Annotated in this window: 18 protein-coding genes and 1 pseudogene; 11 read left to right on the top strand and 8 right to left on the bottom strand. The window is 65.3% G+C overall.

Annotation, left to right across the window (positions count from 1 at the left end; translation table 11 throughout):
• Nucleotides 1–84: 84 nt before the first annotated feature.
• From N536_RS0132875 to larC, 5 genes are read right to left on the bottom strand one after another with little or no spacing between them, the layout of a single operon-like run.
• A complete protein-coding gene (locus N536_RS0132875; protein WP_369798495.1) occupies nt 85–1,419 on the bottom strand; it encodes an FAD-binding oxidoreductase in 1,335 nt (444 codons plus the stop codon).
• Nucleotides 1,407–2,168 (bottom strand): SDR family NAD(P)-dependent oxidoreductase, encoded by a 762-nt coding sequence (locus N536_RS0132870; protein WP_029117493.1) that lies wholly within the window; start codon nt 2,166–2,168, stop codon nt 1,407–1,409. The genes N536_RS0132875 and N536_RS0132870 overlap by 13 nt, the downstream gene beginning before the upstream one ends.
• Nucleotides 2,161–3,441: an acyl-CoA dehydrogenase family protein gene (locus N536_RS0132865; RefSeq protein ID WP_029117492.1), complete on the bottom strand. Its 1,281-nt coding sequence runs from the start codon at nt 3,439–3,441 to the stop codon at nt 2,161–2,163. The genes N536_RS0132870 and N536_RS0132865 overlap by 8 nt, the downstream gene beginning before the upstream one ends.
• Nucleotides 3,442–3,452: 11 nt before the next feature.
• Nucleotides 3,453–4,469 carry a phosphotransferase family protein gene (locus N536_RS0132860; RefSeq protein ID WP_029117491.1) on the bottom strand — a complete coding sequence of 339 codons (1,017 nt, stop codon included), beginning with the start codon at nt 4,467–4,469 and terminating at the stop codon, nt 3,453–3,455.
• Nucleotides 4,456–5,718, bottom strand: a complete 1,263-nt coding sequence (larC, locus tag N536_RS40185; protein ID WP_081809486.1) for a nickel pincer cofactor biosynthesis protein LarC — start codon at nt 5,716–5,718, stop codon at nt 4,456–4,458. The genes N536_RS0132860 and larC overlap by 14 nt, the downstream gene beginning before the upstream one ends.
• A gap of 182 nt (nt 5,719–5,900) precedes the next feature.
• Between larC and N536_RS41020 the strand changes: the two genes are divergently transcribed.
• From N536_RS41020 to N536_RS0132800, 11 genes and pseudogenes are all read left to right on the top strand, one after another.
• The gene (locus tag N536_RS41020) at nt 5,901–6,572 is read left to right on the top strand and encodes a TetR/AcrR family transcriptional regulator (RefSeq protein WP_029117490.1); all 672 of its coding nucleotides are present in this window, start codon (nt 5,901–5,903) and stop codon (nt 6,570–6,572) included.
• Nucleotides 6,569–7,465, top strand: coding sequence for a molybdopterin-binding protein (locus N536_RS0132845; RefSeq protein WP_029117489.1), 897 nt, complete (start codon nt 6,569–6,571; stop codon nt 7,463–7,465). The genes N536_RS41020 and N536_RS0132845 overlap by 4 nt, the downstream gene beginning before the upstream one ends.
• Nucleotides 7,466–7,555: 90 nt before the next feature.
• Nucleotides 7,556–8,005 (top strand): SRPBCC family protein, encoded by a 450-nt coding sequence (locus N536_RS0132840; RefSeq protein ID WP_029117488.1) that lies wholly within the window; start codon nt 7,556–7,558, stop codon nt 8,003–8,005.
• A gap of 100 nt (nt 8,006–8,105) precedes the next feature.
• A complete protein-coding gene (locus N536_RS40175) occupies nt 8,106–8,768 on the top strand; it encodes a 4Fe-4S dicluster domain-containing protein (protein WP_051574942.1) in 663 nt (220 codons plus the stop codon).
• Nucleotides 8,765–10,135 carry a hypothetical protein gene (locus N536_RS0132830; protein WP_029117487.1) on the top strand — a complete coding sequence of 457 codons (1,371 nt, stop codon included), beginning with the start codon at nt 8,765–8,767 and terminating at the stop codon, nt 10,133–10,135. The genes N536_RS40175 and N536_RS0132830 overlap by 4 nt, the downstream gene beginning before the upstream one ends.
• The gene (locus N536_RS40170; RefSeq protein WP_051574940.1) at nt 10,099–11,151 is read left to right on the top strand and encodes an LLM class flavin-dependent oxidoreductase; all 1,053 of its coding nucleotides are present in this window, start codon (nt 10,099–10,101) and stop codon (nt 11,149–11,151) included. Before N536_RS0132830 ends, N536_RS40170 begins: the two co-directional genes overlap by 37 nt.
• Nucleotides 11,148–11,945 carry a hypothetical protein gene (locus tag N536_RS0132820; RefSeq protein ID WP_029117486.1) on the top strand — a complete coding sequence of 266 codons (798 nt, stop codon included), beginning with the start codon at nt 11,148–11,150 and terminating at the stop codon, nt 11,943–11,945. Before N536_RS40170 ends, N536_RS0132820 begins: the two co-directional genes overlap by 4 nt.
• A complete protein-coding gene (larB, locus tag N536_RS0132815) occupies nt 11,942–12,625 on the top strand; it encodes a nickel pincer cofactor biosynthesis protein LarB (protein ID WP_231514705.1) in 684 nt (227 codons plus the stop codon). Before N536_RS0132820 ends, larB begins: the two co-directional genes overlap by 4 nt.
• The gene (locus tag N536_RS40165) at nt 12,618–13,436 is read left to right on the top strand and encodes a potassium ABC transporter ATPase (RefSeq protein WP_051574938.1); all 819 of its coding nucleotides are present in this window, start codon (nt 12,618–12,620) and stop codon (nt 13,434–13,436) included. Before larB ends, N536_RS40165 begins: the two co-directional genes overlap by 8 nt.
• Nucleotides 13,433–14,206, top strand: a complete 774-nt coding sequence (locus N536_RS0132805) for an SDR family NAD(P)-dependent oxidoreductase (RefSeq protein WP_051574937.1) — start codon at nt 13,433–13,435, stop codon at nt 14,204–14,206. The genes N536_RS40165 and N536_RS0132805 overlap by 4 nt, the downstream gene beginning before the upstream one ends.
• A 93-nt stretch (nt 14,207–14,299) precedes the next feature.
• Nucleotides 14,300–14,662: pseudogene (locus N536_RS0132800) on the top strand (FAD-dependent oxidoreductase); the annotation flags it as partial.
• Between the two features lie 60 nt (nt 14,663–14,722).
• Here N536_RS0132800 and N536_RS0132795 read toward each other — a convergent pair.
• The 3 genes from N536_RS0132795 to N536_RS41015 all read right to left on the bottom strand — a co-directional run bounded on the left by N536_RS0132795 (nt 14,723) and on the right by N536_RS41015 (nt 18,434).
• Nucleotides 14,723–16,312, bottom strand: coding sequence for a hypothetical protein (locus tag N536_RS0132795; protein WP_155948847.1), 1,590 nt, complete (start codon nt 16,310–16,312; stop codon nt 14,723–14,725).
• Nucleotides 16,309–17,763, bottom strand: coding sequence for an MFS transporter (locus N536_RS40160; RefSeq protein ID WP_081809484.1), 1,455 nt, complete (start codon nt 17,761–17,763; stop codon nt 16,309–16,311). Before N536_RS40160 ends, N536_RS0132795 begins: the two co-directional genes overlap by 4 nt.
• Nucleotides 17,764–17,846: 83 nt before the next feature.
• Entirely contained in the window at nt 17,847–18,434 is a 588-nt protein-coding gene (locus N536_RS41015; protein WP_197040284.1) for a TetR/AcrR family transcriptional regulator, read from the bottom strand.
• Between the last annotated feature and the right edge of the window lie 14 nt (nt 18,435–18,448).

The following is an 18,448-nucleotide window of genomic DNA, read 5'->3' as shown; positions in this document are numbered from 1 at the left end:
GTGTCCTCCGTTGCTCGAAAACATCCGGCTACATATCGTCGGAGCAGCGATTCAGCGCTGATCGTATGATCGACGGCCAAACGCTTAGAGCCGACCCATCCACGCGTGGAATCTCCCGTGCGGGTCGTACTCGGCGCGCACCTTGTCGAGTCGAGCCATGGCGGCGTCGGTGGCGAACTTGGCGGGTCGTTGGCCAAGGTTCTCATCGGCGAGCTGCGTGCCACTAGCAAGGTGCTCCATGGCCGCCATGTTCGCCCGGGGCCAGTTGGCGTACTGGTCGTCTTTGAAGGAATCCTGCCAGCCGGCGTAGATGGCAAGAAAGACGTTGTCTTCCAAGCTGAACGCCATGTCCTGGCGGACCGGCGAAGGCCCCCAGTTCACCAGCACGAGCTGCGACGGGAACGGCGGCATGGTCTCGATCATGTGTCGGATCCCTGGCAGCAGTTCTTCGCCCGTCGCCGAGGTCCACATGTTGTCGGCCGCATAGCGGTACCCGGCAGGCGTCGCGGAGTTGACCACCTCGTACCAGGCGGCCAGGCTCATCGGCGCAAAGGGAACCCGGACGACGGCCTGCTCGATCACCGGACAGCTCTCCAGCAACGCGAGCGCCTTGAGCGCCTCGGATTCGGACTCGGCGAAAACCGGTGAAAGCACAACGATCCCGGGGTGGTCCAGGCCAAAGGCAGGTAGGGCGCCGGTGGCAATCACCTGCATTTCGACGCGCCGGTCGACGTCCGAGCCGATGTCCCGGGCCCACGTGAACACTTCGCTCGCCAGTTGGATGGGGTAGACGTAGATGCTGCCGCCGGTCACGGCTGGCCGTTGATAGAGCCTGAGGTGAAACGCGGTGATGACACCACAGAAGCCGGGTCCAGCACCACGCGCCGCCCAGTAGAGGTCCGGATGCTCATCTGCGTCGCAGTAGATCCTCTGGCCATCCGCGGTGACGACGTCGACCCCAAGGACGCTTTCGCACGCCGGCCCCAACACCCTGCTATTCCAGCCGTATCCGCCCTGCAGGAGGTAACCACCTAGTGCCACACCAGTGCAATGCCCAGTGGGGAAGAACATGTCCCGGGAGTCGAGCTCGGCGGCCAAGAGGCTGCCCGCCATGCCGGGCCCGACGACCGCGACCCTCGCATCGGCATCGATGGTGAGCTGGTCGAGCCGTCCGACGTCCAGCAGTAGCCCGCCGTCCCGTAGGTGGTTCGACGACCAGCTGCGTCCACCCGAACACACGCCCACCTGAAGCTGATGGGCCTCGGCGTAGCGAACCGCGGCGACGACATCGTCGGTGTCCTCGGCCTGAACGATGACGTCGGGGAAGCGCGGGGGAATCCTGGCATTCCACACCGTTGCGCGCCGGGCCGCTTCGTACCCGTCGTCACCGCGGAAGAATTGCCGTGTCACCTCGATGATGTCATCCCGCCATCGATTACGATGGCCGCTCCGTTGGTGTAACTTGCAGCGTCGCTAGCCAGATACAGTGCGGCGCCCACGATCTCATGAGGTCGGCCGCCACGCCGCAATGGGATTCCGGTTTGGGCATACTGTTCGAAGGCGTCCATGTCCCATGCCTTGCTGATGTCTGTCAGGAACGGACCCGCCACAATGGTATTGACCCGTACACTCGGGCTCAGCGCCCGCGCGAGTCCCGCGGCGAGCGTGTTCAACCCCGCCTTGGCCGCCGCGTACGGCAGCTCGTGCGCAGACGGAGCGATCGAGCCGACGCTGGACATGTTGATTATCGAACCGCCGCCCGTTTCGGCCATCCGCGTGCCGATCAGCGCCGAAAGGCGAAACGCCCCCTTGAGATTGACGGCGATGATCTTGTCCCACAGTTCCTCGGAGATGTCGACGAGCGATGGGTACAGCGGCGAGGCCCCGGCATTGTTGACGAGCACGTCGACACGACCGAAGCGTTCGTGAACGGCGTTGGCCAGCGCATCGCACTGCTCCCAGTCGCCGACATGGCAGCCGAGACCGACCGCCTCGTTTCCGGTCTTGCGGGTGATCTCCTCAGCCGCTGCTGCGCACGCCTCGGCCTTGCGGCTGGCCACGACGACCGTGGCGCCGTGCTCTGCGTAGGCGAGCGCGATCTCACGCCCCAATCCTCGACTACCGCCCGTGATTACCGCGATCTTTCCCGTCATGTCGAAGTCAGGCATTGGCCGGCGCTCCCAGCTTCTCGAGGGCTTCCTCGCGCAGGCGGGGTAGATGCCCGCTTCCCCAGACATCGGGGTGCGGCGAATAGTCTGCGAGAAGTTGTTTGGCCACGGTGATCTCGTGGACCTCGCTAGGGCCGTCGACGATCGCCAGCCACTCGGCCTCGACGAGCATCCTGCCGAACGGCATCTCCTCGGAAACCCCCAGGGAACCGTACAGATGCATGGCGCGCTGCACGACGTTGCGCAGCACCTGCGGCATCGCGGCCTTGACCGCGGCGATGTCCTTGCGCACGACCTTGTAGTCGTTGTGCTTGTCGATGAGCCACGCCGTGCGCAGCACGAACAGCCGGAACTGCTCGAGCTCGATCCAACTCTGGGCGATCTTCTGCTTCGTGATGCCGAGATCGGCCAGCGTGCCGTCGAAGGTTCGCCGCGACACCGCACGCTCGCACATCAGGTCAAAGGCCTTCCGCGCCTGGCCTATCGTGCGCATCGCGTGATGGATGCGGCCACCGCCCAGCCGGGTCTGGGCGATTGTGAATGCCCTTCCCTCCTCGCCGAGCAACGCGTCCCCGCCGACGCGCGCGCCGTTGAAGCGCAGGTAGCCGTGGCTCGGATGGCCGGGCTTCTCGCCGGCAACCTTCACCTCGCGAACGATCTCCAATCCTGTTGTTTCGGACGGGATCAGGAACATCGACGCACCGCGATGCACCGAGACGTCGGGGTCGGTGATGAGCATGACGACGAAGAACGCTGCGTCGCAGGCGCTGCTGGCGAACCACTTCTCACCGTCAATCACCCACTCGTCACCGTCGCGCCGGGCGCGCGCGGTGAACAGGCGTGGATCCGATCCGCCCTGCGGCTCGGTCATCGCGTAGCACGACACCATCTCACCGTCGAGGAGCGGCTTCAGGTAGCGCGCCTTCTGGTCAGGCGTGCCGAAGTGGGCGATGATTTCCGCATTGCCCGAATCGGGCGCCTGGCATCCGAAGACCACCGGTCCCCACGCCGATTGGCCGAGAATTTCGTTCAGCAACGCGAGCTTGACTTGTCCGTAGCCGGGACCGCCCAGTTCGGGACCTAGGTGGCAGGCCCACAAGCCCTGCTCGCGGACGCGGTCCATGAGCGGACGGACGATGGCCATCGCAGCCACATTGCCGCGGTCGAACGGGTTGGGGAAGACATGGTCGAGCGGTTCGACCTCGGCGGCGACGAACTGGGCTGCCCAGTCGAGCTTGGCTTGATAATCGGGATCGGTTTCGAAGTCGTACAACGGTTTTCCTGTCAGTTGCAGCGGTTGTCGGCGGCGATGAAGAGGTTGGTGGCGAACGTCCGGAAGCGCTCGCCAAGCTCAGGGGGGACCTTGCCTGCGAGGGCGCGGACGTAGGTCTCCTCGAGGACCACGCCGAGCCGGAAACCGGCCAGCACGTAGAACCAGTTCAGATCACCGAGGTCCCGGCCGGAGATGGCGGCGTAGCGTGCAATCAGCTCGCCCCGGGGCGGCAGCTGCGGCAGCGCGTCGAACAAGCCTGCACCGCCGGGCGTTGGCCAGGTCACCAGCAGTTGGCCCAAATCCAGTAGAGGGTCGCCGATGCTGGCAAGCTCCCAGTCGACGATTGCGGTTAGCCGCCCCGTGCCGGGGTCGGCCATGACGTTGCCGATGTGGTAGTCGCCGTGGACGAGCCCCTGTCGCCACGTCCTTGGGCGGTGCTCATCGAGCCAATCCGCGATCTTCGCGGTGATGGCGCCGCCAGGCGGCGTGTAGCCCGGCGTGTCGGCATAATTCAGCAGCCGGCGCGTCCATCGCGGGACCTGGCGCTCCAGCCAGCCGTCACGGCGCCCAAGGTCGCCAAGACCCGCGTCGTCGACATCGATTGCGGCAAGCGCGACTAGGGCATCGACCATCGCCATCCCGAAATCACGCTGAACCGAAGGCTCCGGGGGATGTTCGACGGGATTCTCGCCGTCGACCGGCTCCATCAGATAGAACGCCGCCCCGAGGACTCGCTGCTCGGGGCACGCGGCGACCAACTGGGGGTGGGGTACCGCAGTTCCACTGAGCGCGGCCAGGATTCGGGCTTCGCGGCGCATCGTCTCGTCGTTTCCCTCGCGCTTGTGTATCGGTGGCCGGCGCAGCACGTAGTCGCGGCCGGCCTGAGTGAACCGCAACACGATGTTCTGCGTTCCGCCACCCAGCCGGCGGACGTTGGTAATAGGGCCCGCGCCGATGCCCCGCTCGTACATCCAGGCGCCGAGTGCAGGGATGTCGACCGGCGATTCGAGATGCTCAGCTGTGCTCATGAACCGTTCCCTTGGCAGTGATTTCGGTGAGCCGGTGGGCGGCCGCCAGTGCAGCAACCCACGTCGACTTGACGGTGCGACCGGTCACGCTCGCGACCGCGACGCAATCCCGATGTTCGGGCGCGACGTTGACCACCTCGTCGTTCAACACTCCGAGCTTCACCCGCAACGGGTGCCCATCGACCTCGACGGTGACGAAGGTGCGCGCCAACTCACTGCGGTGGTCGGCGCGCGAAATGCGCACACCCAGCGCTGAGGTGTTGTGCAGCATGGCCCGTGCGACGGAGTCCTCGTCGCGCGGGCGCGCGATCGCCGACAGGACGAAGCCGGGGCGACCATGCTTCATTCCAGCGGGCACCGTCCACACGTCGAGAGCTCCCGCCGCGAAACACGCCTCGACCGCGTCCGGCACCAGCTCGGGCAGTAGGTCGTCGAGATTCGTCTCGATGACCGATGCCTGTCCCTCCCTCAGTTTGCCTGTGCGCTCGCCGATTAGGGCACGCACGACGTTGGGCACATCGCTCGGATCCCGTCGCCCGGCACCGGTGCCGATAACCCCGAGATTCATCGGTGGCATGGGGCCGAACGAGCTGGCGAGGGATGCCACCAACGCCGCGCCGGTCGGTGTGACGGTCTCGCCGTGACCGGCCAGGCCGTAGACCTCGACGCCGCGCAGCAACTCCAAGGTCGCGGGGGCCGGCAACGGCATCACGCCATGGGCGCCAATGGTCGTGCCGCGCCCGAGGGGGAGTGGTGAACAGACGACCTCGTCGACGCCCAGCAACTCGAGAGCCATTGCCACCCCGCAGATGTCGGCGATCGCATCTACTGCGCCGACTTCGTGGAAGGTGACTTCGTCGGGTCTCATACCGTGCACGCGGCCCTCGGCATCCGCCAGAAGCGTGAACGCGGCGTGGGCGCGATTGCGTGCGGCCGGGGGCATGTCGCCGGTGTCGACAAGCGTGAGAACGTCGCGCAGTTTGCGATGTGCATGCTGGGGAGGGCAGGCGACCGTCAGCATGGTCGCGTCGACGCCGCAGCGCTTGACGCGTTCGACATCTAGCCGCAGCCCTTCGACCGGTGGCAGTCCGGCCTGTATTGCCTCTAGTGGCGCACCCGCGTCGACGAGCGCCGCCAGGAGCATGTCCCCGGCAACTCCGCCGATTGCGTCTAGATACAGGGTCTTCGCCATCGTCAACAAAATAGTATGGATATTATTAAAACTCAAGCGCGCATCAGACCGGGCCATAACAGGTGGTCAGGCGCATCACGTGCGCCGCTGAGGACGATGATCGCGGTCAGCCGGCTAGATGCTTGCCCGACCAGGGCCACGTCGCACCTGTGGCAGAAGATGGTCTACCGCCGGGGCGCGCCGACTCGGGGATGCGCTGTGGCGTTGGCGAAAGATAATAGTCGCGTTATCATAAGGCGGTGATTACTGACAAGGCCGCTCAGCCTCGTCGCCGGGCTAGCTCGCGGAATCGTGGCCGCACCGACGGAGCAAGTGGGCGTGCGCCAGCCGAGGCCATTCGCGCCACCGAACCCAAACAGGCGCGAGCACACGCCACACGGGAGCGGCTCCTCGATGCATTCGCCGACCTTCTCGACGAGCGGCCATACAGCGAGATCAGCGTCGCCGACATTGCCGCTGCCGCCAACGTGACGACCGGCGCAGTCTATGCGCGATTCGGCGACAAACACGGCGTCGCCGTTGCGCTGGCCGACCGCTTCGTGTCAATGTCGTTCGAGCTCATGGATTCCTGGTACTCCCAGGACCGCTGGGCCTCGGCCACGCCGCGGGAAATCGTCGATAACTGGACGCGCGGCGCCATCAACTATGGCCGGATGTACCGGCCGTATCTGACACTCATGCTCGACGACCACTCGCTGCGCTCGCAACACACCGCACTCATCGACCATTCATCTCGACATCTCGCCGAATTGCTTCGCGACGCGGTAGGGGAGCCGGTCGACGAACATTTCGACGGCGATGTACAGTTCGCCGCGCGAGCGATACTCGAACGCTTCGAGATTCAGGATGACGACGAAAGCCACGCACGGATAAGCCGTCTCATCCGCCGCATCACCGGTGTCGCCGAGTGAGCGCCCCGGAATGGAACCTGCTCGAGAAGACCGAATTGCGTATCGAACGCATCGGGCTCGACGGTGCGGATCTTTCCGTGATTGCCGCGACGGTCGCCGATGAACTCGGCATTCCACGTGATGAAGTCCTGGTCATCGACGCACGCGATGACCTCCTCGCCCTCGACATTTTGCGCCGCACCATCGATCCGTATGTCCTCGTCGGCCGACGCGAAGCACTACTTCGTGCACTGGGTCGGGTTGCCGGCGTGTGCGTCACCGAAGAGACCGACGTGTGCTCGGAGGGCATGCTCGGCTGGATCAGCGCCGACGCCACCGAAGCCGTCGCAGCACTCGACCGCTCGAGGGAGATGGCGGCCGAGATCGGGCGCAGGATTGCCGCACGCGCCATCGTGTTTTCGACTGGCCCCGAGGTCATTTCGCGCCAGATTCGCGACACCAACAAACCATGGATCGTGCACCGTCTGCAGGAGGACGGTTTCGCTGCCATGCCGGGGGAGGACCTGCCCGACGATCGTGACACGATGGCCGCGGCCATCCGGGAAGCCGTCGAGGAACGCGGCTACGGTCTGGTGATCACCACCGGTGGCGTCGGCGCGGAGGGCAAGGACGGGACGGTCGAGGCGCTCCTCTCCATCGACCAGAACGCCGCGACGCCTGCCATCTTCGAGGTGGAGCCCGGGCACGGCCGTCATGTCAAGGCGCGGGTGCGCATTGGCGTCGGCACCATCGGCGATGCGGTCATCACGTGTCTGCCAGGGCCGCACGTCGAAGCACGGCTCGGCCTTGAGGCGCTGCTCGCCGGCCTGGCGAGCGGCGCCGATAAACGGCAGCTCGCCGATGGCATCGCGGTTCGGCTGCGGGAGCGGCTGCGTCGTACGCACGCGAACTGAAGTGACGCCCGAGCCGGTCGACGACCTAGAGGAGTCCAGATGGGACCGAACTTGCCCGCCGTAGACCCCGAAGGTCTTCTGCGGCTGAAGATGTCTGATTCGATTTCAGTGGGCGTGCCACCGGACGAGTTGTATGCGTTGGTGTCGGACGTGACCAGGATGGGGGAGTGGAGTCCGGTTTGCGTGGGCTGCTGGTGGGATGAGGGTGAAAGCCCGCAGGTCGGCGCCTGGTTCACCGGACGCAACGTAACGCCAAAGTTGACGTGGGAGGCGCGCTGCCAGGTTGTGGCCGCCACGTTCGGTCGGCAGTTCGCCTGGGAGGTCAACAACGGCTGGGTGTACTGGGGGTACACCTTCGAACCCGAAGGCAGCGGCACCCGACTCACTGAGTCGTGGGAGTTCCTGCCCGCCGGTGTCGCCGGCTTCCGCGAACGGTATGGCGCGAACGCGGATGCCGCGATCGAAACGATGCGCGAGGCGGCGAAGAGTGGGATCCCCGCGACACTCGCGGCGATCAAGAAGGCCGCCGAAGCTTCGTAATCACCGCTGTGGGTGGGCATTCGCGTACAGAAGGCCGTCACGCCCGTCCGCGGTGAATAAACCCTTGACATAAAAATAGTAATGACATTACTATTTATTCATGTTCGCAACGTCCGCGATCGTCCGGATCAATGACGAGGCCTGCGTCGGATGTCGGCGGTGTGTCAACGTCTGTCCGTCGGATGCCCTCGCGATGGACGGCAAGCTGGCCGTGCTCGACGAGCCCAAATGCGTCGGCTGCTTCAAGTGTGTCGAGGCCTGCATGCCGTATGACGCGATCTCGGTCCGTCGCGACCCGAATCCGCGTGAACTTGGCGTGCCGCCCGAGCGGTGGGACCGGCCCGCGGTTCGCGAGCTGTGCGCCAAGGCCCGCTTCGATCCGCAACAGGCCATCTGCATGTGCACCAGCACAACCGCCGCGGAGGTCGCCGCCGCGATCCTCGACGGCGTGCGCGAACCGGAGGAGCTGACTCTGGCGACCGGGGTCCGAGCGAAGTGCGGAATGTGGTGCCTTGCACCAACAATGCGACTTCTTGCGGCGCACGGCATCGAGATCGACCGATCGTCGAAGGATCATCGCATCTACGGCGACGGTGACGGAACCGACGTTGCGATCTGGACGATTCCCGGCGACGTCGCCGACCGGTATCCCGAGTATCGGCTACGCGAAAGCCTCGAGGCCGTCGAGAGCGGTCAGAACCTCAACAGTCCAACGCCGATGTTCCCGGACATCCAGCCGAAGAATCCGGAGATCGAGTCATGATTCACCCCGCTGCGACGCCGCCGCCACTCGGTAGATCGAAGTTCGCCTACGGCGGCAAACCCCCCGCGATGCGCGCCGCCGAGCTTCCAGACATCTGTTCTGTGCGTGTGCAGGACCTCTTCGGCGACATCCCCGATCCCATCCACCGGGCGGGGGAGGACATCACGCCCGTGCGCGAGGCAGCGGTGGCCGCGCTCGACCGCGTCGACATGTCGATGATCAAGCCCGGCGATTCGGTGAACGTACTGTGCTCCGAGCATGGCTTCGGAATGATGGGCGGTCACGCCTACGCGGAGCTGTTACGCGCCGTGCACGACGAGGTGGTACGCCGTACCGGCACCGAAAACATCCGGCTGGCAATGAGTTCCGCGAACAGCAAGTTCGAGCAGATCGAGATCGTGCCGCAGTTCGGACTCGACGAGCACTTCCGCAAGGTATACAGCTTCGGTCCCTACGACAACGGCGTTGCGATCGACACCGAGATCGGCAGGCTCTACGGCATCCAACGCGCCTATGCCGCCAAGTGGCTGATCCACGTGCACTACGACGATCCGCGCGAGGTCCACTTCCATCACATGAACGGCCGGCTGCTGAAGGCGTTCACGATGAGCTACGCGCGTATGGAGACGCGCTCGATCTTCCACAACAACTTCCCGACCAGAAGCGCCAACATCGTGCCGCGTGCGGTGTACGAGTCGCCGTTCATCCGCCAGCGCTGGGCCTTCTCGGCCGTGCTGTCGACCTCGCCGACCGGAACCATGGGCGTCGACGCCGACAACGACCTCATCGCCATGGACCGCCGCGTCACCGCCGACATGCTGCGCCGCTACGGCAAACTGATCGAGCTGTTCAGGACCATCGACGCCTGCTACACGGTCGCCGATGACACGCGGTGGCTGCCCTACCAGCACGCCGGCGGCCTCACAGCCACCGCATTGTTCGAGTCCAGTGAAGACCATCTGGATCTCGATTACCCCAACACGCCACCAAATCCGAAGCCGGACAAGAGTTCTGTCGAAGTGACCAAGGGCGCCGTGCGCGCGACGGTGATGAACTACGCCTGGAAGTTGTTCAACACAACCAAGATCACCGTGGCGGCGGACCCGGACGTCGGCAAGGACATGAAGCGCATCCACCCGGATCGCGAGATCTTCGTTGCTGCCGATCTGCCAGAGGCGATGAAGATCGCCGCCGAGAAGGCCGGCACTGACAAGGCGATCGTCTTCGATGGCTGCTACGGCGCGATCAACATGACGCGCCCGCTGGCGGAGTACCTGATAACACGGGCGCCCGAAGTGGCCCGCCGAGTGGACGAGGAGTTGATGCCAAAGTGGCTGCGCCAACGCAACCTCAGCCCGGCAGCGTAGACCGGCCGGCGCGTTCGCGGCACCGCGCCGCGTTCACACCGCTGTCCGTCGGGCCCGGCGCCGTGCGCAAGATGCTCGAACAAACGCTATGGGCGGAGTCCATTGGCTACGAGGACGTCTGGCTGGCCGACGCAGGCGGAGTAGACGCCCTAACGCTGGCAGCCTTGCTGCTCGACCGCACCGAGCGGATGCGCGTCGGCATCGCCGTATCACCGGTGTACACCCGCACACCCGCCGTGTTCGCCGCAAGTGTCGCAACCCTCGCCGATATCGGCCCCGGCCGGTTCGCGCTCGGCTTGGGCAGCGGCTCGGAGACGATGATCAACGGCTGGCACGGCCTGCAGTTGCGCAAGCCCGTGGCCCACGTGCGTGAGACCGTGACGCTGCTGCGCCAGATGCTCGCGGGGGAGAAGACGTCCTTCGAAGGACAGGCGCTGCGTAGCGAGGGCTATCGGCAACCCGCGCTCGACGCGGACGTCCCCATCTTCTTGGCGGCGTTGCGGCCGCGAATGATCGAGCTCGCCGCCGCGATCGCCGATGGCATCATCCTCAACCTCTTCCCGTTGCAGTCGCTGCCCCGGATCATGGAGACGATCCACTCCGACCTCGCGCTGGCGGGCCGCGAGCCCGGCTCGCTCGAGATCGGCACTCGACTGCAGGCGATGGTCACCGACGACGTCGAGACCGCACGGACGCTCTTTCGCCGACTGTTCGGCCCCTACTTCACCAACCCGGTCTACAACGCGTTCCTCGCGTGGGCGGGGTATGAGACGGAAGCCGCGGAGATCCTGGATGCCGGCTCTGTCGGTGATTGGCGCCGCGTCCGAGCCGCGCTGACCGATGAACTGGTCGACGGCATCGCGGTCATCGGCGCTGCAGAGCAGTGCCAAGAGCGGCTCCTCGCGCTGGCAGAGGGGGGCATCCAGACACCGATGCTGTTCTGCCTTTCCGATGACCCCGACGTGCAGCGGGACACGTACGCTGCGCTGTCGCCCGCGGAGATGAGCGGAAAATGACTACGGTCCAGACTGATCCGCGGGAGACCATCTTCGCGGGTATTGCCGAACGCGTGTTTACGGCCGCACTCATCGCCGACGACGAAGGCATCGTCAGCCCCGTCGCGGCAGCCGCGGAGTCGTTACAGGACCTCGGTTTGCGCATCGACTTCGCTTTGCGAGAAGCCGATCACGTGCGACCCGGCGACGAGATCATTCGCTTCCGGGGCACGCCCATGCAGATCGCCCTTGCGGAGGAGCGAGTCGTCGGACTTCTCGCCAAGGCTTCCGGCATCGCCACGGCGACGCGACGCTTCGTGGACCGTGCGAACGGCTCACCCAGGATCGTCTCGGGTGCCTGGAAGAAGCTACCCGTTTCGGTGAAGGACACCATCCGGTCCGCGATCATGGCTGGAGGTGCCGAGCCGCGCATCGCGACGTGGCCGTTCGTCTATCTCGACAAGAACTTCGTCACGATGCTCGGCGGTGTCGACGCCACGCTTGCTGCGGTCGCCGAAATGGCCGGCCATCGCAAGGTGATTCAACTCGACGACCCTGAGTTAGTCGTTGCGGCCGTACACGGCGGCGCCGACGTCGTCTTCATCGACACCGGCAAGTTGGGCGACGCTGCGATCGCCTCGCGCGAGCTGTGTGGCGCTGGCGTGCGCGGCCGCGTCGAGCTCGCCTTCGGTGGCGGCGTTCGTCTCGAGGACATCGACGAACTCAAGCGTCTCGAGGTCGACACCGTCGATGTCGGACGGGCGATCGTGGACGCCCCGCTGCTGGACATGCACGTATGGGTGCGGCCGTCGTGACGGTGACGACGAAGCGCCGCGAGGTCGTCCTCGACACGAGCCGCGAGCGACGGATCGGTTTCGGAGAGGCAGTCCTCGCAGGCACCAAGACCGTCGAGCAGCTCGTCGAGGTATTGGACCAAGCCGATGCGCAAGGAATGGCGCTGTTGTTGACGCGGCTGGAGCTCGACCAGTTCAACGGGCTGCCCGGTCGCCTCCGGGGGCGCCTCGACTACGAACCCGGCTCCCGCACAGCGTATTTCGGCGCCGGCGTGGCGTTCCGCGGCTCTGCCCGTGTGGCGGTGGTGACCGCAGGCACCTCCGATTCGGCCGTCGCACGCGAAGCGGTTCGCACATTGGCGTTCCACGGGCTGGCATCGGTAGAGATCAGCGACGTCGGTGTCGCAGGTCTGTGGCGACTGCAGCAGCGGATCGACGAGATCGCCTCACTGCCCGTGGTGATCGCGGTGGCCGGAATGGATGCCGCGCTGCCGACGGTCCTCGGTGGGCTCGTTCCGGCCCTCATCATCGCCGTGCCCACGTCCGTCGGCTACGGGATTGCCGAGGGAGGCAAGACGGCGTTACACGCGCTGCTGGCCAGCTGCGCGCCGGGCCTCGTCACGGTGAACATCGACAACGGCTACGGCGCGGCCTGCGCGGCGATGCGGGCCCTGCATGTCGAGGGTTCACGCGATGCCTGAACTCGCCTCGGTGTTGCAGCGTCTCGGGACTGTTGCGGTGGCCGTCTCCGGTGGCGTCGACAGCATGACGCTTGCCGTCGTCGCACACCGTACTCGAGGAGTACGGACCGAGATGTTCCACGCCGTCTCTGCGGCGGTGCCACCGGAGGCGACCGAGCGCGTGCGTCGCTGGGCGGCACAGGAGGACTGGAACCTGCGAATCATCGATGCGCAGGAGTTCGCCGATCCCGACTATCTGCGCAACCCCGTCACGCGGTGCTTTCACTGCAAGTCCAACCTCTACGGCACGATCGCCGGGATGACGGCAGCGCACATCGTCTCCGGAACCAACACCGACGACCTCTCGGACTTCCGGCCGGGGCTGGCCGCCGCCGGCACGCGCAACGTTCGGCACCCGTACGTCGATGCGGGCGTCGACAAGGCAGGCGTACGGCGGATCGCCCGTGCGTTTGGCCTCGATGACCTCGCCGAATTACCCGCTGCACCATGTCTTTCCAGCCGCATCGAAACGGGCCTGGTTATCGACCCGTCGGTATTGAGACTCGTCAACGACGTGGAACGCCACCTCACCGACACCATCGCGCCGAAGGCAGTTCGCTGTCGCGTGCGCGCCGGACGCGTCGTGGTGGAACTCGACGAGGCGACGCTCGACCAACTCGGGTCAGCCGATCGTCAGCGCATCCTCACCGAGGTGGCCAACCGATGGGAACGCGGTGGTCACCCACGACACGTGGACCTAGCGCCGTACCGGCGCGGCAGCGCCTTTCTTCACTCAATCCGTCACACCACTCAACAGGAGGTAACCCCTTGACCACTGCGACCGATACCCAAGAGGCAGTAGGGACTTCGAACCTGCGGTTCGACTTCACCGGCCGCACGGTCATCGTGACCGGCGCGGGGAAGGGCATCGGCCGGTCGCTGGCCGAGGCGTTCGCCGGCGCCAATGCCGACGTCGTGCTCGTCGGGCGCAGCGCCGAAGCGCTCGAGGAAGTCGCTGCGACGACCGGAGGAACCGCTGTGACCGCCGATGTCGCGAAGACAGCGGACGCCGAGCGGGTGGTCGCCGAGACGATGGCACGCACCGGGCGCATCGACGTACTCGTCAACAACGCCGGCTTCCTTCGGGACAGCATGGTGTGGAAGATGGACGACGACGCGTGGGACGACGTACTCGACGTCCACCTCGGTGGCACCTTCCGATTCATCCGCGCGTGCGCTCCACACTTCCGCGCCCAGAAGTACGGACGCATCATCAACATGACGTCGTACTCCGGCCTGCATGGAAATCTGGGCCAGGCCAACTATTCTGCCGCCAAGGCTGGCATCGTCGGGCTCACCAAGGCCGCCGCAAAGGAGCTCGGCCGCTCCGGTGTCACGGTCAACGCAGTCCTGCCGTTCGCCGACACCGGCATGACCGCCTCGATCCCCGAGGACAAGAAGGCCGCGCTGGTGGCCTCAGTGCCGTTGGGTCGTGTCGCGGCGGCCGACGAAATGGCCGCCGTAGTGGCCTTCTTGGCCTCAGCCGAAGCGGGCTACGTCACCGGAAACGTCGTCAACGTCGACGGCGGTATCTCGATGTAGTTCGACTGCGGTCACGCCCGCTGCCGACATGGGGTGGGCGTGACCGCACATTTCGTCCAACGCCCACCGGTGCAGACGTCGTTGACCGACACGCACCCAGTGTGGACGTATGCGCATGTCCCGCATGGCTATCAAGGTGACGCTACCGAGGCGATCATCGCCCAGACCGAGCGGTTCGCCCCCGGTTTCCGGGAGCGTGTCGTCGGACGGGCGGTGCGCACGACGACCCAGATGGCGCGCTATAACCCCAACTACGTCGGAGGTGACATCGTGACAGGGGCGAAGGATGCTCGGCAGCTCGTTCTTGGTCCGCGCACGACGCTCAATCCGTACCGGATCGGGATAGCAGGCATGTACATCTGCTCGGCCGCTACGCCGCCGGGACCGGGTGCGCACGGCATGTGCGCCGCCAACGCCGCGAGATCGGCGCTGAAGTTGCACCACGTGGTCCGATGATTTCGCGTTTCGAGAGCATCCAGGTGGACCAGCCGCCTCGCTGATCAACGACGAGTACCGTCAACCCAGGTGGATGAGCCAGCTGACTAGAGCGTTGAAGCGAGGATGCTCCGCGACGTCTGAACACAGGACCATGGCAAGCGAAACCGAAAGCGACGCGGCAGCGATCAGTTTCGCCAATCGCGATGCCCTCAAACCTTCGATCGAGGACGTCAGCGACACCGCGGCAGAAAGAAGGACGCGGAACTGCTCGTCATCCAGCACCAACTGTGTGAGCATTTCACTTTGTTCCTTGATCATCAGCTCGGTCGTATTGACTGGAGTCTGCGGCGATACCCAGGGCGCGGTTACGGTGCACCACGAATCATCTCGGGAGAAGAGTCCGGATTCGTTGAATTCCTTGATGTCCCGCTCGAGGCTGCCGACGTTCAGGCTCAACACGAGCAAACTCGTGCGGAGTTCCTCGAGGTGCTTGGTGTGAAACAGGCCACGCCGGTTTCGTGCACTGTCTCGCATGTCCGCGTACCGGGCGTGGTAAACGGACAGCAACTCTGAGAGGGCCAACCGGGTGAGGTGGTTTCGCACTCCCGCTCCGATGTAGTCGACTATGGCTTGCTCATCGTCAGGGCTCCGCACATCGAAGTCGATTGCTTGGTCGACGATTTCGTGGCGCTGGCCCCACAACGCCCACGTGCGCACACCATCGACGTAACTGTGCGACGTGCGGGGCGCTCTTTCCAAGGTCATGGCTGGAATGTTGGACGACGTGTGTATAACGTGTCGGTCGGTCAAACCGAGTGCGCGATAGGACGTTTCGTCAGGTCGGGTTGGTGATTCGTCAAGCGTTGCACGTCTACGCGTGAATAGCATGAGGTCGATCAGCGGCTGGGGCTCGTCATTCGCCGCGAAGAACCCCGGGCATGTTCGGGCAAGCCAGCGCCGAGCGGCGTCGTGCATCGACTGCCGGGCGATCTGCGTACGACGAACAGCGACGGACTGGGCGGCTTCTGACCTCGGCCGCTCGCCACGGCCGCGCACGATCTCCGGTTGATGGTCGCGGTGCCAGACATCGGACACATGGCGCGCAGCGGCGTCAGTCATGTGAAAGGCCGCGACCACGGCGGTGATTCCTTCGCCGATTTGGACCGCGGTCAGCGTGATCTCGTTGAACTCGCGAGGCAACTTCGCCTGCCGCGTATGCGGTCCGCTGACTACACGTCGCGTTGCCGCAAATGTGCCCAGGTTCCATTGTCGCTGGGAGCGCACGTCGGTCGGTGGATCCGGCCAGCCGTGGCGTTGGGCAGCGTGCTGGAGTTGTCCTGATTCACTCGGAGGAAAGAGTTCGACGACGAAAAGACCTGGGATACGGACTGATTCGCCAAAAGGGACTGCGAAGGCGCTCTGTGCAAGCCCGGTCGCGTCCGCAAGGCGCTGTCGGTGCACGATCTGCGCGTTAACGTGCGCAATCGCCCAATCCAAGCGGTGGTTGATCGAGATGTGGGCTCGAGTCCCCAGCCAGGACCATCGCAGCCATTCCAGCACTGATTTGGTGACGACGTATCGGCGCCGTGTGCCTCGATTCGGTTGTGGAACCGCGCCTTCGGCAGGACTCGTGCTGACCGTAGCCGGTTCTGAAACGGCGTTCCTCATCGCGGTTCCTCGTCTTCACCGGCGTCTGCGTGCGGGCGGGTGGCTCTGCGCAGGAGGACCACCAAGAACAGGGCGATGGTGACGGCGGCGATCGCCGCGGTGAATGAGACTCGGAAGCCGTTGATGGTAGGGATCTCGACTCCACCCACGGTGTGAGCGGTTGCCGCAAGCACGGTAGCGATGACGGCGCTTGACACCGTCATGCCGACGTAGCGCATCAGGGTGTTGAGGCCATTGGCTGCGCCGGTCTCCGACGCGTCGACTGCGCCGACGATGAGTGCCGGCAGCGCGGCGTAGGCCAGGCCAACGCCCGCACCCACGACGATTGAGGTCACGATGGTCTGCCACGCCGCACTCAACAGGGCGATGCCGGCGACGTAGCCGATCGCGATGACCGCCAAGCCAATTGCGAGGGTGGTGGTCGGGCCGAGCCTGGCCGACAGACGGGCGTAGATGGCACTCATGCACATGATCGTCAGGCCAAGTGGTGCCATATACGCGCCAGTGGCCAGTATCGAGAGGCCGAACCCGTAGCCCGTGGCTGTGGGCAACTGGAGCAGCTGCGGCATGACAAGGGTGATGACGTAGAAGGCGAAGCCGACCATCAGCGCCACGAGGTTGGTCAATAGCACCTCGCGGCGGGCCGCGGTGCGGAGGTCGACCAACGGAGTGCGCATACGCAGTTCCATTGTGCCCCAGAGGATTAGTACCAGTGCAGCAGCGGCGAACAGTCCAAGGGTGGTGCCCGACGACCAGCCCCAACTGGCGCCTTTGGTGATCGGCAACAACAGGAGAACCAGCCCTACGGACAACCCAAGAGCGCCCAGCAGGTCGAAGCGGCCCTCGGCGCGCACTGGAGACTCCGGGACGACCAGCAGGGTGAGGACGATGGCCAACAGCCCGAGGCCAGCGGCGCCGTAGAAGAGGGTGTGCCAGTCGGCGTACTGGGCGACGAGGGCCGCTGCGGGTATTGCGAGCCCCCCGCCGACGCCCATGGAGGAGCTCATCAGCGCCATCCCGGAAGGGAGCTTTTCGGGCGGCAGTACGTCGCGCATCAGGCCAATGCCCAGCGGTACCGCGCCCATGGCGAAGCCTTGAAGGGTGCGACCCACGATCATTGTCAGGAAATCGCTTGTGAGCGCGCTGATTAGGGCGCCGACGACCATCACCGCGAGACTCGTGATCAGCAGGCGCCGCTTCCCATAGAGGTCGCCGAGGCGGCCCATGATGGGCGTGGCCACGGCGCCGGCCAACAGCGTCGAGGTCAGCACCCAACCCGCGTTGCCGGGCGTGGTGTCTAGATGTGCTGGCAGATCCCCGATGACCGGTACGAGCAGGGTTTGAAGTACCGCGACGATGATGCCCGCGAAGGCGAGCACCGGGACCATGGCCCTTGGCGCTGTCTGTCTGGGCTGGTCGTCAGTCGGTGCGTCGATGGTCGGATGTGTCATGGCAAGGGGTCTCCAATTCGAAACAAGCAAGCAGACGCCACCGACCGCGCAGCAGCGGTCGGTTGACGGGGGGAGGGAAGCGGTTAGGGAGTCGGTGCGCCCGGCACCACAGTCGTCCGGCGGCGGCGTGCGAGCGTCGTCTCGGCGAATCGCAGGAGATGCTGCTCGAGGTCGGCGTCGCCGGCCTCCGGGAACATGGCCGGCGCCGTGGCGAGGCCACGGATGGCCGCGCCAAGGTAGATGCGCTCGCCCAGATCGGGTTGGCCGCCCGCCAAGAGTTGGGTCAACTGCTCGGCGGCGGACGGCCATCGAGCGAACCCAGGTTCGGGGCGGTCCCGATCGCCTTCCTTGGCCAGGAATCCGAGCAGAGCGCGGTGCTTGACCGTGAGCTGCACCCATTCGGTGATCGCTTCGCGGCGCCGCACCGGCCGCAAGGGTCCGGTGCCGAACTTCTCGAAGTACGCGTCAAGGTCACAGACTGCGGGCTGCATGACAGCGACGAGTAAGTCCTCTTTCGTGCGGAAGTGGTACGAGACTGCGGATTTCGCGACCCCAAGATTGGAAGCGATCATCCCGATTGATGCACCGTCATACCCACGCTCGGTGAATAATTCGAGTGCGCAGCGGATCATCCGCTCACGCGTCCGCTCGACTTCCACTACTCCGGGCATCGCGTCCTCCTCTG

The organism is Mycobacterium sp. URHB0044, assembly GCF_000620625.1.
In the GTDB taxonomy this organism is placed as follows: domain Bacteria; phylum Actinomycetota; class Actinomycetes; order Mycobacteriales; family Mycobacteriaceae; genus Mycobacterium.
The sequence above is the reverse complement of the archived record's forward strand: the minus strand, read 5'-3'. Positions and strand labels throughout refer to the sequence as shown.

Excerpts from the sequence above, each read along its gene's own strand:
- N536_RS41015 (WP_197040284.1), bottom strand. The coding sequence starts at position 18,434 with ATGCCCGGAGTAGTGGAAGTCGAGCGGACGCGTGAGCGGATGATCCGC.
- N536_RS0132820 (WP_029117486.1), top strand. The coding sequence starts at position 11,148 with ATGACTACGGTCCAGACTGATCCGCGGGAGACCATCTTCGCGGGTATT.
- N536_RS0132870 (WP_029117493.1), bottom strand. The coding sequence starts at position 2,168 with ATGCCTGACTTCGACATGACGGGAAAGATCGCGGTAATCACGGGCGGT.
- N536_RS0132830 (WP_029117487.1), top strand. The coding sequence starts at position 8,765 with ATGATTCACCCCGCTGCGACGCCGCCGCCACTCGGTAGATCGAAGTTC.
- N536_RS0132840 (WP_029117488.1), top strand. The coding sequence starts at position 7,556 with ATGTCTGATTCGATTTCAGTGGGCGTGCCACCGGACGAGTTGTATGCG.
- N536_RS40160 (WP_081809484.1), bottom strand. The coding sequence starts at position 17,763 with ATGACACATCCGACCATCGACGCACCGACTGACGACCAGCCCAGACAG.
- N536_RS0132795 (WP_155948847.1), bottom strand. The coding sequence starts at position 16,312 with ATGAGGAACGCCGTTTCAGAACCGGCTACGGTCAGCACGAGTCCTGCC.
- larC (WP_081809486.1), bottom strand. The coding sequence starts at position 5,718 with ATGGCCCGGTCTGATGCGCGCTTGAGTTTTAATAATATCCATACTATT.
- N536_RS0132860 (WP_029117491.1), bottom strand. The coding sequence starts at position 4,469 with ATGAGCACAGCTGAGCATCTCGAATCGCCGGTCGACATCCCTGCACTC.
- N536_RS40175 (WP_051574942.1), top strand. The coding sequence starts at position 8,106 with ATGTTCGCAACGTCCGCGATCGTCCGGATCAATGACGAGGCCTGCGTC.
- N536_RS40165 (WP_051574938.1), top strand. The coding sequence starts at position 12,618 with ATGCCTGAACTCGCCTCGGTGTTGCAGCGTCTCGGGACTGTTGCGGTG.